General features: G+C 73.0%; 3 protein-coding genes. 2 read left to right on the top strand and 1 reads right to left on the bottom strand.

Translation table 11 applies throughout. The features are described 5' to 3' along the window. Window positions 1-292 precede the first annotated feature (292 nt). On the bottom strand, window positions 293-949 hold the full coding sequence (locus ACIQU6_RS29960) for a LuxR C-terminal-related transcriptional regulator (RefSeq protein ID WP_403484828.1): 657 nt from the start codon (window positions 947-949) through the stop codon (window positions 293-295). A gap of 467 nt (window positions 950-1,416) precedes the next feature. Here ACIQU6_RS29960 and ACIQU6_RS29955 point away from each other — a divergent pair, with 467 nt between their 5' ends. Together ACIQU6_RS29955 and ACIQU6_RS29950 are read left to right on the top strand one after the other, a co-directional pair. Further along, window positions 1,417-13,752, top strand: a complete 12,336-nt coding sequence (locus ACIQU6_RS29955) for a type I polyketide synthase (protein WP_403484827.1) — start codon at window positions 1,417-1,419, stop codon at window positions 13,750-13,752. A 48-nt stretch (window positions 13,753-13,800) separates the two neighbouring features. Next, window positions 13,801-17,087 (top strand): type I polyketide synthase (locus ACIQU6_RS29950; RefSeq protein ID WP_403484826.1); only part of this gene is annotated, 3,287 nt, incomplete at its 3' end.

The following is a 17,087-nucleotide window of genomic DNA, read 5'->3' as shown; positions in this document are numbered from 1 at the left end:
AAGCTTCAGTCAATACTTGTTAACGAGGGGTTTTCTGAGGCGACGTCAAGGAGCTGGCCAATTCCGTGAGTGGTAAATCTATCGCATATGGCCGGCGGTTGGGTTCGGCAATTAGGCGACCGATCTGGTATCGGGGCCGGCGTCCGTTCCGGGTCCGCTGCTCTGCGCGCGATTCCCGTCGAAATCTTGCCACCGGAGCTCGGGGTTCGCGACCGGGTCTTGGTCAAGATTCGGTGCATCGCGGGCAATTGAGACACGGGTCACATGTCGCGGATGCGCGGGGATCCCGCGGTCACGTCCCGGGGGTGCGATTGAGGTACGCCAGCACCGCCAGCACCCGGCGGTTGTCGTCGTCGGAGGCGGCCAGGCCCAGCTTGTTGAAGACCCTCGTGGTGTGCTTGCTGACCGCACCCTCGCTGACGTGGAGTCGGGCCGCGATGGCCGCGTTGGAGCGCCCCTCGGCCATGAGTTGGAGGACCTCGATCTCCCGGGCGGTCAGCGTCGCGAGCGACGTGGTGCCGGCGTTGCTGGTGAGCAACTTGCCGATGACCTCCGGGTCCAGGGCGGTGCCGCCCGCGGCGACCCGGTGGACCGCCTCGATGAACTGGGACTCGTTCAGCACCCGGTCCTTGAGCAGATAGCCGACCCCGCCGGCCGAGTCCGACAGCAACTCCCGGGCGTACAACTGCTCCACGTGCTGGGAGAGCACCAGTACCGGCAGGCCGCGGTTCTCGCGCCGGGCGGACAGCGCGATGCGCAGCCCCTCGTCGGTGTGGGACGGCGGCAGCCGCACGTCGACCACGACGATGTCGGGGACGTGCCGTCGCAGCGCCTCCTCCAACTCCGGGCCGCTGCCGACCGAGGCGATGATCTCGAACCCGTGGGAACTGAGGAGGTTGCTGATCCCGTCTCTCAGTAGGAAGAGGTCCTCCGCGAGGACGACTCGCATTGCGGCTCCAAGGGCAGAACTCACTACGACGGGCGCGTTGGTGACTCGCAGTCTACCCACTGGCCCGCGGTCGTCCGGTGATGTGAAGGGCTGTTCACAACCGGGAGCGGCGCGCGTCTTTCCGTGCGCGCCGGTCGGAGGTGGGAGGTCTGAACCTTCTTCCCCGTCGACCCGGTAGCGGCCCTTAGGGGGCGCCTCCAAGACGCCTGTTAGGGGTTGCTAGGGGTGGTAGCCCGACGCGGCCGCAGCGTAGCCTCCGAACGAAGATATGAATCGGCCGGATTCCGTTCGTCGCCGATTCAAGATGTCGGAATTTCCGCGTCACATTGCGAGGAAAAGGCGCGGTGTAGGCGTCCGGTCGCCCGGCGAGTAAGTCGCCGGAGCCGGCCACGGGCGATTCGTGCGCACGCCGGCATTCGTTGCCGTTCGGTGAGTGCGTGAACACACGGGGGTAACGGGGGCTTTGGATGTCTGACAGGCATGACGTGCCGGGCAACGGTGTGGTCGTCGTCGGCTTGGCCCACCGATTTCCACCGGCGGAGGAACCGGACACCCTTCCCGCCGAGGAGGCCGGCGAGCCGTACGAACCCGTCCTGGTCGCGCTGACCAGGGAGGCGCTCGCCCCCCTCGCGCACCAGGTCGGCGACGACACCGCGGTGTTCCTCTGCGGTGACGCCCGCCGTCAGGTCCACCTCCTGTCGCCGCTCCTCGGGGACCTCACCTGCCACCCGGCCGGCCAGGACGAGGCCCCCTCCCTCGACCGCGCGGTACGCCACGCCTGCACCATGCTCCTCACCCGTACCGCAAAGCGCGCCGTCATCGTCGGAATCTGGCCACCCCAACACCCGGACGGAACGGGCGAATTCGGCAGCCGCTACCGCCCCGGGGCGGACGCCGGCGCCGTCCTCGTCCTCAAGACCGAGGCCCGCGCCCGGGCCGACGGTGACCCCGTCCTGTGCCTCCTCCACGACGGCGCGCTCCCCGAGCCCACGGACCCCCACCACACCGAGGCGTATCCCGCGCCCGAGGCCCGAACGGCGGCGCTCGCCGAGACCGTCCGGCGGCTGGACCGCGGCGCGCACGGCCGGCCCCCCGCGCCGCGAGACGGCGGCCGCGGCACCCCGGACGGCGAGAACGGCGAGATCGAGGTCACGGCCGCAGTGCAGCCCCACCGGTCCCACGAACCCGACGCCCCCCGGCCCACCACCCCCCACGGCACCGCGTTCCTCTTCTCCGGCCAGGGCAGCCAACGCCACGCCATGGGACGCCAACTCCACCGCACCCAGCCGGCGTTCCGGCAGGCGTTCGACGAGGCGTGCGGCCACCTCGACCCCGGTCTCGACATTCCGCTCGCCACGCTGCTCTTCGCCGACGACCACCACCCGCTCCTGCACCGCACCGACCACGCCCAGGCCGCCCTCTTCGCCCTCGAAGTCGCCCTCTACCGGCTCGTCGAGAGCCGCGGACCGCGCCCCGACCACCTGATCGGCCACTCCGTCGGCGAGTTGGCCGCCGCGCACGTGGCCGGCGTGCTCTCGCTCCAGGACGCCTGTGCCCTGGTGTCGGCCCGCGGCCGGCTCATGCAGGCGCTGCCCGAGGGCGGCGCGATGGTCGCCGTCCAGGCCACCGAGGACGAGGTCCGCGCCCAACTCGCCGACGCCGACGGCACGCACCACACCGTCGACATCGCCGCCGTCAACGGCCCCTCCTCCGTGGTCCTCTCCGGCGACGCGCAACCCGTCCAGGACCTCGCCGCACACTGGTCCCGGGCCGGCCGCAAGACCAGCCGGCTGCGGGTCAGCCACGCCTTCCACTCCCCGCACATGGACCCGATGCTGGCGGAGTTCCGCCGCGTCGCCGAGGCCCTCACCTTCCACCCGCCCGGCATCCCCGTCGTCTCCAACGTCACCGGCGACCTCGCCCGCCCCGAGGACCTCACCACCCCCGACTACTGGGTCCGCCACGTCCGCCGCCCCGTCCGCTTCCTCGACGGCATCCGCACCCTGCACGCCGCCGGCGTGCGCACCTTCCTCGAACTCGGCCCGGACGCCACCCTCACCCCCCTGGTCCGCGACTGCCTCCCCGACGACGCCCCCGCCACCGTCGTCCCCGCCCTGCGCCGCGACCGCGACGAACCGACCACCCTCGACGCCGCCCTGGCCCGCTGCCGCCGGCCGCTCGACGACGAGCCTCCGGCCGGCCCGCCCGCCACCGACGCCCGGCAGCTGGCCACCCTCACCGTGCCCGAACAGCACCGGGCGCTGCTCGACCTCGTCCGCACCGAAGTGGCCCGCGCCCTCGACACCGTGCCGGTCCAACAGATCGCCGACGACGGCCCGTTCACCGACCTCGGCGTCGGCTCGCTGACCGCCGTGGAGATCCGCGACGCGCTGACCGCCGCCACCGGCACCCGCCTGCCCAGCACCCTGCTCTTCGACCACCCCACCCCGCGCGCCCTCGCCCACCACCTCCACCACGAACTCCTCGGCGGCACCGACCCGCACGTCGACCACGACCCGACCGACGACACCGCCGGCGACCCCGACGAACCCCTCGCCATCGTCGCGATGAGCTGCCGGCTGCCCGGCGGCGTCCACACCCCCGAAGACCTCTGGGAACTGGTCCGCGCCGGCGGCGACGCCATCACCGGCTTCCCCGAGGACCGCGGCTGGGACACCACCCGGCTGTTCCACTCCGACCCCGAGCGCCCCGGCACCTCCCACACCCGGCACGGCGGATTCCTGCACGCCGCCGCCGAGTTCGACCCGGGCCTCTTCGGCATCTCGCCCCGCGAGGCGCTGGCCATGGACCCCCAGCAGCGCCTGCTGCTGGAACTGAGCTGGGAGGCCCTCGAACGCGCCGGCATCGACCCGACGTCCCTGCGCGGCAGCCGCACCGGTGTCTTCGCCGGCACCAACGGCCAGGACTACGGCACCCTGCTGCTCGGCGCCCCCGACGACCTGGAGGGCTACCGCGGCACCGGCAGCGCCGCGAGCGTGGTCTCCGGTCGCATCGCCTACACCTTCGGCCTCGAAGGCCCCGCGGTGACCGTGGACACCGCGTGTTCGTCCTCCCTGGTCGCGCTCCACCTGGCCGCCCAGTCACTGCGCGCCGGCGACTGCTCGCTGGCGCTGGTCGGTGGCGTCACGGTGATGGCCACCCCCGCGAAGTTCGTCGTCTTCTCCCGCCAGCGCGGGCTGGCCGCCGACGGCCGCTGCAAGTCGTTCGCCGACGCCGCCGACGGCACCGGCTGGAGCGAGGGCGCCGGCGTCCTGCTGGTGGAGCGACTGGCCGACGCGCGCCGCCGCGGGCACCCGGTCCTGGCCGTCGTCCGCGGCTCGGCGATCAACCAGGACGGCGCCTCCAACGGCCTCACCGCCCCCAACGGCCCCGCCCAACAGCGCGTCATCCGCGCCGCGTTGGCCAACGCCCGGCTGACCGCCGCCGACGTCGACACCGTCGAGGCGCACGGCACCGGTACCCGCCTCGGCGACCCGATCGAGGCCCAGGCACTGCTGGCCACCTACGGCCAGGACCGACCGGCCGAACGGCCGCTCTGGCTGGGCTCGTTGAAGTCCAACCTCGGCCACACCCAGGCCGCCGCCGGTGTCGCCGGCGTGATCAAGATGGTGCTGGCCATGCACCACGGCCTGCTGCCGGAGACCCTGCACCTCGACCGGCCGACCTCGCACGTCGACTGGGAGTCCGGCGCCGTCGAGCTGCTGACCGAGGCCCGGCCCTGGCCCGAGACCGGACGCAGCCGGCGCGCCGCGATCTCCTCGTTCGGGGTGAGCGGAACCAACGCGCACGTGGTCTTGGAGCAAGCACCCGGGGAGGGCTGGGCTGCCGCGGGCGACACCACGTCCCCTTCGGCACCTGTGACCGCCCCTGCCGCCCTGCCCTGGCTGGTGTCCGCCGCCACCCCGGCGGGGCTGCGGGACCAGGCTCGACGGCTACACGAACATCTCACCGCGCACCCCCAACTCGCCTCCGCCGACGCCGGGTTGGCGCTGGCCACCACCCGTGCCCAACTCGACAGTCGGGCGGTCGTCGTCGGCGCCGACCGGGACGCCCTCCTGGCCGGCCTGGCCGCGCTCGCCCGGGACGAACCCGCCGCGGGCGTGGTCCACGCACCAGCGACCGCCGGCGGCCACGGCCGACTCGGCGTGCTCTTCACCGGCCAGGGCGCCCAACGTCTGGACATGGGGCGCGCCCTGCACGCCCGCTTCCCGGTCTTCGCCGACGCCTTCGACCGGGCCTGCGACCTCCTCGAACGGGCCCTGGACGCACCGCTGCGCCCCGTGCTGTGGGGCACCGACCAGGACCTGCTGAACCAGACCGTGCACGCCCAGGCCGGCCTCTTCGCGGTCGAGGTCGCCCTGTTCCGCCTGGTGGAGTCGTTCGGGATCACCCCGGACGCGCTGATCGGCCATTCGATCGGCGAGTTGGCGGCGGCGCACGTGGCCGGGGTGTTGTCGCTGGCGGACGCCTGCACGCTGGTCGCCGCCCGCGGCCGGCTGATGCAGGCCCTGCCCCCGGGTGGCGCGATGCTCGCCGTCCAGGCACGCGAGGACGAGATCGCCGAACTGCTGGGCGGATCGGTGTCGTTGGCCGCGGTCAACGGCCCCGAGTCGGTGGTGGTCTCCGGCGACGCCGACGCCGTCGAGACCGTACGGGAGTGGGCCCAGGCGCACGGTCGCAAGTCCAACCGGCTGCGCGTCTCGCACGCCTTCCACTCCCACCGCATGGACGGCATGCTCGACCAATTCGCCGCCGTCGCCGAACAGTTGACGTACCGTGCTCCGCGGATTCCGGTGATCTCGACGCTGACCGGAGAGCCGGCCGGCGAGCGCGAGCTGTGTTCGCCCGCGTACTGGGTGCGCCAGGTCCGCGAGGCCGTGCGGTTCGCCGACGCGGTCCGCACCGCCGCCGCACAGGGCGTCACCCGCTTCGTCGAGGTCGGCCCGGACAGCGTGCTCACCGCCCTGGCCGACACCACCCTCGCCGGCAGTGCCCCGGACGCCCTGTGCGCCGCCGCCCAACGCGCCGACCGCGACCCCGAACTCACCCTGATCACCGCCCTGGCCCGGCTCCACACCCACGGCACGGACGTGACCTGGGCCCCGCTGTTCCCCGGCGCCCGCCCGGTGGCACTGCCCACCTACGCCTTCCAACGCCAGCGCTACTGGCTCGACGCCCCGACCCCGTCGCCCGCGACGACCCCCGCCGACACCGCCGACCACCACTTCTGGGACGCGGTGACCGGCGAGGACTGGGACACTCTCCGCACCGCCCTCGGCCTGGACGACGTCACCTCGCTGTCGGCCGCCCGCACCGCGCTCACCACCTGGCGCCAGGCCCAGGACACCCGGGCCACCCTGGACCGGTGGCGCTACCGCATCCGTTGGACACCCCTCGCCGGGCCCAACGACACCCGGTTGACGGGGACTTGGCTGCTGGTCCAGCCGCCCGGCGACGGAGCCACCGACGCGGTCGCTGACGCCGTCGCCGACGCCCTCACCACCGCCGGCGCCCACGTCGTCCGCGTGCCCGTCGACGGCGCCCACGACCGCGCCGCGCTCGTCTGCCTCCTCACCGCCGCCCTCGACGGCGCCGACGAGCCGACCGCCGTGGTGACCACCCTCGCCACCGACCTCCGGCCGCACCCCCGGCACCCGTCCCTGCCCCTGGGCACCGCCGGCCTCACCGCACTGCTCCAGGCCCTCACCGACCTGGACATCGACGCGCCCCTGTGGTCCCTCACCCAAGGCGCCGTGCACGCCACCTCCGCCGACCCTCTCGACGCCCCCGCCCAGGCACTGGCCTGGGGACTGGGCACCGTGGCGGCGCTGGAACACCCGCGGCAATGGGGCGGCACCATCGACCTCCCGCCCGCACTGGACGCGCGCGCGTCGCAGCGACTGTGCGCCGTCCTCTCCGGACACACCGGCGAAGACCAAGTAGCCATCCGGGACATGGGTCTGCTCGCCCGCCGCCTGGTACGCACCCCCAGGGACGCCGCAACCCAGCCGCACCCCGCCCGCCGGGACCTGTCCGGCACCACCCTCATCACCGGCGGCACCGGAGCACTGGGTGCCGACGTCGCCCGCCGACTGGCCCAGGAGGGCGCCGCCCACCTCCTGCTCACCAGCCGCCGCGGCCCGGACGCCCCCGGCGCCCGCGAACTCCGGGCCGAACTGACCGCGCTCGGCGCGGACGTCACCCTCGTCGCCTGCGACGCCGCGGACCGCGCCGCCCTGGCCGCCCTCCTCGACACCGTGCCCGCGGACCGCCCGCTGCGCACCGTCGTCCACGCCGCCGGCACGCTCGCCGACGGCACCCTCCAGAGCCTGACCCCCGAGCGGTTCGCGGCGGTCCTCGACGCGAAGACCGCCGCCGCCCACCACCTCCACGAGCTCACCCGCCACCTCGACCTCGACGCCTTTGTCCTCTTCTCCTCCGACACCGGCACCCTCGGCAGCGCCGGCCAGGCCAACTACGCCGCCGCCAACGCCGGCCTCGACGCCCTCGCCCAACACCGCCGCGCCCGCGGACTCCCGGCCACCTCCCTCGCCTGGGGCCCCTGGGGCGCCCACGGCATGGCCGCCCGTGGCGCCGCCCACGACCGGCTGCGGCTGCGCGGACTGGGTGCCATGCTGCCCCAACTCGCCCTCGACGCCCTGTTCCAGGCACTGGACGACGACGAGACCCTGCTGACCATCGCCGACATCCAATGGGAGCGCTTCGCCGCCGCGTTCACCGCCGCCCGCCCCAGCCCCCTGCTGAGCGCCCTGCCCGAGGCGGCAAGGAACACCGTGGGCACCACCCGGACCGCCACGGACGCCGACTCGCCGACCGGCCGCCTGGCCGGCCTGCCCGCCGCGGAACGCCGGCACGCCCTCACCGAGACGGTCCGCACCCACGCCGCCTCGGTCCTCGGCCACGCCGACCGCGACGCGGTAGTCGCCAACCGGCCCTTCAAGGAACTGGGTTGCGACTCCCTGACCGCCGTCGAGTTGGCCAACGCTCTCGGCGCGGCCACCGGCGTCCGCCTACCGGCCACCGCGGTCTTCGACTACCCCACCCCGCGTGCCCTCGCCGAACACCTCGCCACCACACTCTTCCCGGACACCCAGGCACCGGACACCGCCGCCCCCGCCACCGACGGCATCCCCGCCGCCGACGAACCCGTGGCCATCATCGGCATGGCCTGCCGATTCCCCGGCGGCATCCGGACCACCGAAGAGTTCTGGACGTTCCTCACCGAGGGCCGGGACGCCATCGACGACTTCCCCGCCGACCGCGGCTGGGATGTCGACGCCCTCTATGACCCGGATCCCAACGCCCCCGGCAAGTCCTCCGTCCGCACCGGCGGATTCCTCCACGACGCGGCCGAGTTCGACTCCGAGTTCTTCGGCATCTCCCCCCGCGAGGCCACCGCGATGGACCCCCAGCAGCGCCTGCTGCTGGAGACCTCCTGGGAGGCCATCGAACGCGCCGGCATCGACCCCACGTCCCTGCGCGGCAGCCGCACCGGCGTGTACGTGGGCATCAACACCCACGACTACGCCGAACTGCTCCTCGACGCCGGGGACGACCTGGAGAGCTTCCGCGGCACCGGCACCGCCTTCAGCGTGATGTCCGGCCGCGTCGCCTACACCCTCGGACTGGAGGGCGCCGCGGTCTCGGTCGACACCGCCTGCTCGGCGTCGCTGGTCGCCCTGCACTCGGCGGCCCAGGCACTCCGCGCCGGCGAGTGCACGCTCGCCCTCACCGGCGGCGCGACCATCATGGCCACCCCGCGCCGCTTCGTGGAACTGTCCCGCCAGGGCGCCCTCTCCGGCGACGGCCGCTGCCGCGCCTTCGCCGACGGCGCCGACGGTACCGGCTTCGCCGAAGGCGTCGGCATGCTCCTGGTGGAACGACTGTCGGACGCGCGCCGCAACGGCCACCGGGTGCTGGCGGTCATGCGCGGTTCGGCCGTCAACCAGGACGGCGCGTCGAACGGTCTGACCGCGCCGAACGGTCCGTCCCAACAGCGGGTGATTCGGCAGGCGTTGGCGAATGCGCGTCTGTCGGCGGCCGACGTGGACGTGGTCGAGGCGCACGGCACGGGTACCAGGTTGGGCGATCCCATCGAGGCTCAGGCGCTGCTCGCGACGTACGGCCAGGATCGGGACGCGGGCCGTCCGCTGCTGCTGGGTTCGGTGAAGTCCAATATCGGTCACACGCAGGCGGCAGCGGGTGTGGCCGGCGTGATCAAGATTGTCGAGGCCATGCGCCACGGCGTGCTGCCGAAGACCCTGCACGTCGACGCGCCCTCGCCACACGTGGACTGGACAACGGGCGCGGTGGAGCTGGCCACGGAGAACCAGCCATGGCCGGAGTCCGACCGGGTGCGCCGCGCAGGCGTGTCCTCGTTCGGCATCAGCGGGACCAACGCGCATGTGATCTTGGAGCAGGCTCCGGCGGTGGGGTCTGGGGAGGTCGAGCCCGAGCGTTCGGACGCGGGTCCGGTGGCGTGGGTGTTGTCGGGCAAGTCCGAGGCCGGCCTGCGGGCCCAGGCCGAACGGCTGCAGGAATTCGTTGCGGGGCGTCCGGGGTTGGCGCCGGTTGATGTTGCGTTGTCGTTGGTGTCGTCGCGTGCGGTGTTGGAGCATCGTGCGGTGGTGGTGGGTGCGGATCGGGAGGTGTTGCTGGCGGGTGTGGGGTCGGTGGCGGTTGGTGAGCCTGCTGCGGGTGTGGTGACGGGGACGGGCTTGGGCGTCGGTTCGGGTGCGGTGTTGGTGTTTCCGGGGCAGGGTTCGCAGTGGGTCGGTATGGCGGCGGGTCTGTTGGATTCGTCGGAGGCGTTTGCGTCGCGTTGGGCTGAGTGTGAGGGGGCGTTGGCGCCGTTCGTGGACTGGTCGTTGACGGAGGTGGCGCGTTCGACGGACCCGGCTGTCCTGGAGCGGGTTGATGTGGTTCAGCCGTTGTTGTGGGCGGTGATGGTGTGTTTGGCGGAGGTCTGGCGGGCTGCCGGTGTGGAGCCGGCGGCGGTGATCGGTCACAGTCAGGGCGAGATTGCGGCCGCGGTCGTTGCCGGTGCGTTGTCGGTGGAGGACGGCGCCCGTGTTGTGGCCCTTCGCTCGCAGGCGATCACCGCCCTCTCGGGTGCGGGTGGCATGCTGTCCGTTCCCCTCCCCGCGGCCGAGGTGGAATCGGTCCTGGCCGGCTACGAGGGGCTGGGTGTTGCGGCGGTCAACGGGCCGGCGGTGACGGTCGTTTCGGGTGACGCTGCCGCCTTGGACGCGGTGCAGGCTGCCTGGGAGGCGGAGGGCGTTCGCGTTCGTCGCGTCCCGGTGGACTACGCCTCGCACTCCCCGCATGTTGAGGCGATCCGGGACCGCATCCTGGCCGACCTCGCCCCGACCACTCCGACGGCGACCTCCGTCGGCTTTTTCTCGACGTTGACCGGTGAGGTGATCGACGCCACCCATCTCGACGCCGGTTACTGGTACCGCAATCTCCGCCAGACCGTCCGTTTCGAGGATGCGATCCGGGCCGCGGTAGCCGCCGGGCACACCGTCTTCATCGAAGCGTCCGCGCACCCGGTGCTGACCGTTGGCGTGGAGCAGTCCCTCGATGCGGCCGACGTCACCGGTGCCGCCTTCGGTACCCTGCGACGTGACCACGGAGATGCGGCCCAACTCCTCACCTCGCTTGGTCAGGCGCATCTCCACGGTCTGCCTGTTGCCTGGGACGTGGTCTTCGCTTCGCATCGCCCCCGGCGGGTGGAGCTTCCCACCTATGCCTTCCAGCGTCAGCGTTATTGGCCGAAGGCCGTGGTTCGGGTGTCTGGCGATGTGCAGGGGCTGGGGTTGGGTGCGGCCGGGCACCCGTTGTTGGGTGCGGCGGTGACGTTGGCGGATTCCGAACAGGTGGTGCTGACGGGCCGGTTGGCGCTCTCTACGCACCCGTGGCTGGCCGATCACGCCGTCATGGGGACCGTCGTACTGCCCGGAGCGGCCTTCTTGGAGTTGGCGGTCAGCGCCGGTGAGCAGGTCGGTTACGGTTCGGTGGAGGAGCTGATCCTGGAGAAGCCGCTGCGGCTCACCGAGTCCGGTGGGGTGCAGGTGCAGGTCAGCGTGCAGGCGCCTGAGGAGGGCGGTAGGCGGTCGTTGGTGATCCACTCGCGGCGCGAGGGGGAGGCCGACGGTGTCTGGACCCGGCATGCGACGGGTGTGCTCGCGGAGGCGACCGCCGCTCCGTCGCCGACCGGCCTGGACATCTGGCCGCCGTCGGGTGCGCGGCCCGTCGAGACCGGCGGGTTCTACGAGCGTCTGCTCGGCATGGGGTACGAGTACGGGCCGGCCTTCCGCGGGGTCCGGGCTGCCTGGGAGCGCGACGAGGAGTTGTTCGTCGAGGTCCAACTACCCGAGGAAATGCGTCCGTTGGCGGGGGAGTTCGCACTGCATCCGGCGCTGCTCGACTCGGCGTTGCAGAGCCTGCGCCTGGCGTCCTTCGCGGAGCAGCCCGCTCCCGGACAGGTGCGGATGCCGTTCTCGTGGAGCGGTGTCAGCCTCCATGCGGCGCGTGCCGCGACGATGCGGGTGCGCATCGCGCCCGCCGAGTCCCCCGAGGCCGTGACGCTCACGCTGGCCGATGCCACGGGCGCGCCGCTGGCCACCGTCGATGCGCTGGTGTCCAAGTCGGTGTCCGCCGGCCAGATAGGGGAGGCGGGCGCGGGGGACGGTCTGCTGTCGGTCGCGTGGGTGCCCGTGGCGGCGCGGCGCGGGTCCGGTGCCTTCGGCGGGGTCGGCGCGCCCGACGGGTCCAGGGCGCCCGACTGGGCAGGACTGGGCAAGCTCCAGGGCCCCGGTGGTTGCCACGCGGACCTCGCGGCGCTCGGTGCCGCCCTGGATGCGGGGGCGCCGGTCCCGGACGCCGTGGCCGTCGAACTGGCGGATGTCTGTGCCGCAGACGCGACCCCGCGGGCCCAGGTGCGCGCGGTGTGGGAACTGGTCCGGGCCTGGCTCGCCGACGAACGGGTCGCCGCGTCCCGGCTGGTCGTGGTGACGCGGGGCGCCGTGGGCGCCACCGCGGGGGACCGGGTCGACGGACTGGCCCAAGCCGGTGCCTGGGGTCTGTTGCGGTCCGCACGGTCGGAACACCCCGGGCGGTTCGCGCTCGTGGACCTGGACGAGCCCGACGAGTTGGACGTTCCGGCGGCCTTCAGCGAGTCGCTGCCCGCGGCCCTGGCGGTCGTGGCGGCGGGCGAACCGCAGGTCGCGGTGCGCGACGGGGTGCCGCTCGTACCACGGTTGGCACGGGACGCGACACCTTCGCAGACCACGGCCGCACCGGCGCGGACCACGGGAGTTCCCGCGCAGCCAACGGCCGTTGCCGTCGGCGAGGGGCCCCGCAGCCCGTTCCCTCCGGACGGCACGGTTCTCATCACCGGCGGCACGGGCACCCTCGGCCGGCTGATCGCCAGGCATCTGGTGGTGCAGCACGGCGTGCGGGACCTGCTGCTGACCAGCCGACGCGGCCCTGCGGCCCCGGGCGCTCGGGAACTGGCCGCCGAACTAACCGAGTTGGGCGCGCGCGCCGAGATCCGGGCCTGTGACGCCGCGGACCGGGACGCCCTGGCCGGGGCGTTGGCCGGGATTCCCGATGACCGGCCGCTGCGGGCCGTCCTGCACGCCGCGGGCGTACTGGACGACGGCGTCATCGAGGCGCTCACCCCGGAACGGCTGGAGACCGTCCTCCGCCCCAAGGCCGATGCGGCACTCAACCTGCACGAGCTGACCCAGCACCACGACCTGACGGCGTTCGTGCTGTTCTCGTCCGCGGCCGGGGTGTTCGGCAATGCGGGCCAGGCCAGTTACGCGGCCGGCAACGCCTTCCTGGACGCCCTGGCCCAACACCGCCGGGCCCGTGGCCTGCCCGGCACCTCGCTCGCCTGGGGACTGTGGGCCGAGGCCAGCGGCATGACCGGCCACCTCGCCGCCGCCGACGACCAGCGGATGGCGCGCCGCGGCGCCCTGCCGATCAGCACCGAAGGCGCCCTCGCCTTCCTCGACGCCGCCCTGACCCGCACCACCGGAGCGCTCGTCCTACCGGTCCGCCTGGACCTCAACGCGCTGCGCGTCCACGCCACCGACGGCTCCGTGCCGGAGGTGCTCGGCGCCCTCGCCCGCGGCCTGGTCCGCCCCGCGGCCTCACGCGGCCGCGGCGCGCCAGGCACCGGCAGCCCGACCGGCACCTCGGGCGCGACCGGCACCTCGTTGGCCGAGCGCCTGGCCGGACTGCCGGCCGAGGAAATCGACCGGCTGCTGCTGGACGTGGTCTGCGGACACGTCGCCACCGTCGTCGGCTACGCCACGCCGGACGCCGTACAGCCCAACCGCCCCCTGAAGGACCTCGGCTTCGACTCCCTGATGGCCGTGGAACTGCGGAACCGGCTCAACGCCGCGACCGCCCTGCGCCTCCCCTCCACCCTGGTCTTCGACTACCCGACCCCCACCGCGATCGCCAAGCTGCTCCAATGCGAGCTGGTCACCGACCCGGCTGCCGCCCCAGGCGCCGCCGCGACCCCGGTCGACGGCGAACTCGACCGCCTGGAGGCCGCGTTGGCCGCCATGGGCAACGCCGACGACGGACGCCAACGGATCGTCGCCAGGCTGGAAGCGATGCTGGCCAAGTGGCAGGACATCGCCGCGACGGGCCCGGACGACGACCCGGACGACGTCACCGACCGGCTCGACGCCGCCACCGACGAAGAGATCTTTGCGTTCATTGACACCGAGCTCGGGTCCTGACCCCGATCCAGACCCGGCGCGCGTTGCGCGAGAAAGTGGCACTAGATGGTGAACCAGGACAAGCTGCGGGACTACCTCAAGCGCGTCACGGCGGATCTGCACCAGGCCCGTCAACGCATCCGCAGCCTGGAAGCATCCGAACGCGAGCCGATCGCCATCATCGGCATGGCCTGCCGCTACCCCGGCGGCGTGACCTCGCCCGACGGCCTGTGGCAACTGGTCCGCAACGGCGAGGACGCCATCGGTGACTTCCCCGCCGACCGTGGCTGGGACCTCGACCGGCTCTACTCCCCGGACCCCGACCGGCCAGGCACCACCTACACCCGGCAGGGCGGATTCCTCTACCAGGCAGCCGACTTCGACCCCGAGTTCTTCGACATCTCACCGCGCGAGGCACTCGCCGTCGACCCGCAGCAACGCCTGCTGCTGGAGACCGCCTGGGAAGCCATCGAACGCGCCGGCATCGACCCCACCACACTGCACGGCAGCCGCACCGGCGTCTTCGCCGGCACCATGTACCAGGACTACGCGTCCCGCCTGAGTGCGGTACCCGAGGGCCTGGAGGGCTACGTCGGCAACGGCAGCGCCGCGAGCGTCGCCTCCGGCCGGGTCGCCTACACCCTCGGCTTCGAGGGCCCGGCGGTGACCGTCGACACGGCGTGCTCCGCGTCCCTGGTGGGCCTGCACCTGGCCGCCCAGGCCCTGCGGAACGAGGAGTGCCCGCTCGCCCTCGCCGGCGGCGTCACCCTCATGGCCAGCCCCCGAGCCCTGCTCAGCTTCAGCCGACAGCGCGGCCTCGCGCCCGACGGCCGGGCCAAGTCCTTCGCGGCCGACGCCGACGGTACCGCCTTCGCCGAAGGCGTCGGCATGCTCCTCCTGGAACGCCTCTCCGACGCCCGACGCAACGGCCACCGCGTCCTGGCGGTGATCCGCGGCTCCGCGGTGAACCAGGACGGCGCCTCCAACGGCCTGACCGCCCCCAACGGCCCCTCCCAACAACGCGTCATCGAGCAGGCCCTCCGCAGCGCGGGCCTGACCACCGCCGACGTGGACGCCGTCGAGGCCCACGGCACCGGCACCCCGCTCGGCGATCTCATCGAGGCCCAGGCCCTGTTGGCCACCTACGGTCAGGACCGCCCGGACGGTCGCCCGCTGCTGCTCGGCGCGCTCAAGTCCAACATCGGCCACACCCAGGCGGCCGCGGGCGTGGCCGGCGTGATCAAGATGGTCGAGGCCATCCGGCACGGCGTACTGCCGCCCACCCTGCACGCCGACCACCCCACCCCGGAAATCGACTGGAACGCCGGCCAACTGCGCCTCCTCACCGAGGCGACCCCCTGGCCCGAAACGGACCGGGCACGCCGCGCCGCCGTCTCCTCCTTCGGCATCAGCGGCACCAACGCCCACGTCATCCTGGAACAGGCCCCAAACGACGCGGAGTCGGCCACCGCACCCGACGGACCGTCGGAGCCCGGCGGCCCCGCGGGCGCGGTGGTCCCGTGGACGCTGTCCGCCAGGTCCGAGCCCGCCCTGCGCGCACAGGCCCGCCGCCTGGGCGCCCACCTGCTGGACCGTCCCGACCTGTCCCCGCTCGACGTGGGCTTCTCCCTGACGATCACCCGCTCCGCGTTCACCCACCGCGCGGCGATCGTGGCCGCCGACCGCGACGCACTGCTGACCGGCCTGGCGGCACTGGCCGAGGACCAGCCGGACCCCGGCATCCTCCGCGGCCAGCCCCGCCCCGCCGCCGGCCGAGTGGCCTTCCTCTTCTCGGGCCAGGGTGCGCAAAGGCTGGGCATGGGTCGGGAGTTGTATGACCGTTTCCCGGTGTTCGCGGACGCCTTCGACGCGTGCGTCGAGGGGTTGGAGCGGGCGCTGGGTTCGTCCCTGCGCGGGGTGGTCTGGGGTGAGGACGAGGCCGAGCTGAACCGGACTGTCCACGCGCAGACGGGCTTGTTTGCGGTTGAGGTGGCGCTGTTTCGTCTGCTGGAGTCCTTCGGCGTCGTTCCCGACGTGTTGGTCGGCCATTCGATTGGTGAGTTGGCGGCGGCGCATGTGGCGGGGGTGCTCTCGCTGGCGGATGCCTGCACGTTGGTGGCGGCGCGTGGTCGGTTGATGCAGGCGTTGCCCGAGGGCGGTGCGATGCTCGCCGTCCAGGCTCGCGAGGGCGAGATCGCCGGCCTGTTGGGTGGGGCGGTGTCGTTGGCGGCGGTCAATGGGCCGGATTCCGTGGTGGTCTCCGGTGATGAGGATGCCGTCGAGGCCGTGCGGGAGTGGGCGGAGGCGAACGGTCGGAAGTCGAGCCGGTTGCGCGTCTCGCATGCGTTCCACTCCCACCGCATGGACGGCATGCTGGAGGAATTCGCCGCTGTGGCAGGTCAGTTGACCTACGAGGCGCCGCGGATCCCGGTGATTTCGACGCTGACCGGAGAGGCCGCTTCCGCCGACGAGCTGTGTTCGCCCGCGTACTGGGTGCGGCAGGTGCGGGAAACGGTGCGCTTTGCGGATGCGGTGCGGAGCGCGGCCGGTGCCGGGGTGACCCGCTTCGTGGAGGTCGGCCCGGACGGCGTCCTCACCGCCCTGGCGGGAGCCGTCCTCGCCGAGAGCGCGGCCGACGCCCTCCGCGTGGCGACGCAGCGCGCGGACCGCTCCGCCGAACACGCCCTGGTCTCCGCACTGGCTCAACTCCACATGCACGGCAAGCAGTTCGACATAGCGCGACTGCTCGCCGGCGGTCGGACGGTGGAGCTGCCGACGTATGCCTTCCAGCGGCAGCGGTACTGGATGGAGGCCGGACCGGCCGATGTGCTCGGGCTGTCGGCCGCGGCCGTGGGGCTGCCCGAGCGTGGCGAGCGGTCGGCGGTGGATGACTGGCGCTACCGGATCTCGTGGGCGGCCCTGAGCGAGTCGGAGGAGGCCCGACTCTCGGGCCGATGGCTGCTGTTGACCGGCGAGGGCGATGACGAATGGCCCGATGTCGTCCAGCAGTTGGGGGCGCGTGGGGCGGAGGTGAGTCGTCTGAGTGTGCCGTCCGTGGTGGATCGCGCCGGGCTCGCTGAGCTCGTCCGTTCCGGTGCGGGAACGGCAGCGGTGTCCGGTGTGCTGGTGGCGCTGGATGCGGCGCGGATGGCGACCGCGGTACAGGCGCTGTCCGACGTCGAGATCTCCGCGGCTGTCTGGGGGCTGACACGGAGTGCGGTCTCCGCCGGCCCTTCCGACGAGGCCGTCGATCCGAACGCCGCGATGGTGTGGGGGTTGGGTCGTGTGGTGGCGTTGGAGTTGCCGGATCGGTGGGGTGGGTTGGTTGATGTGCCGGCTGTGGTGGATGAGCGGGC

It is taken from the genome of Streptomyces sp. NPDC090442 (assembly GCF_044769405.1).
Classification (GTDB): Bacteria; Actinomycetota; Actinomycetes; order Streptomycetales; family Streptomycetaceae; genus Streptomyces.
This window is presented reverse-complemented; position numbering and strand designations above follow the sequence as displayed.

Coding starts and splice junctions, on each gene's coding strand:
- ACIQU6_RS29960 (WP_403484828.1), bottom strand. CDS start 949: ATGCGAGTCGTCCTCGCGGAGGACCTCTTCCTACTGAGAGACGGGATC.
- ACIQU6_RS29955 (WP_403484827.1), top strand. CDS start 1,417: ATGTCTGACAGGCATGACGTGCCGGGCAACGGTGTGGTCGTCGTCGGC.